Genomic DNA, 495 nt, shown 5'->3' with positions numbered 1-495 from the left:
GTAGACGCCGTTGATGCTCGCAGGAGCCGTGAGCGGACCGCTGGTGCGCGCGGTGGTAAAGTAGTTGGTGGTGGACGCATAATGGCCATTGCTGTGAAAGCTCGCCACGTAGGTCGTGCCAGCCGAGATGGACACGGGATTGTTGAATGTGACGGTCTGCCAGCCACTGCTGCCCTCGTTGGTGAACGTCGCGCTCGCCAGCAGCGTGCCGGTACTGCTCCACAACGAGCCCGTATGAGTTCCGGGATCGTTTGCACTCTTGTAGTACTTGACGCCAGTGATCGTGCCGGCCACGGAGGACGTGAATCTCACGCCAAGATTGACTTGCGACGCATCGGAATCCGACAGGATGGCCGGCGTGTCCGAGCTCGAGAACAGGCTCACGGTTGAGGGCGTTGTCGTCACCGTGAGATTGAACGTCTCGCTGGCTGACAGGCCGCCGAGATCGGTGACCGAGGTCTTGATGCTGAGGGTGCCAACATTGCTGGACGTTGG

Annotated in this window: 1 protein-coding gene; it reads right to left on the bottom strand. The window is 60.6% G+C overall.

Features of this window, described 5'->3' with window-relative positions; genetic code table 11:
* A partial coding sequence (locus tag ACM43_RS09545) for a DUF4082 domain-containing protein (RefSeq protein WP_271539844.1) occupies positions 1-495 on the bottom strand: 495 nt, incomplete at both ends.

It is taken from the genome of Bradyrhizobium sp. CCBAU 45321 (assembly GCF_028128975.1).
Lineage (GTDB): Bacteria > Pseudomonadota > Alphaproteobacteria > Rhizobiales > Xanthobacteraceae > Bradyrhizobium > Bradyrhizobium yuanmingense.
The sequence above is the reverse complement of the archived record's forward strand: the minus strand, read 5'-3'. Positions and strand labels throughout refer to the sequence as shown.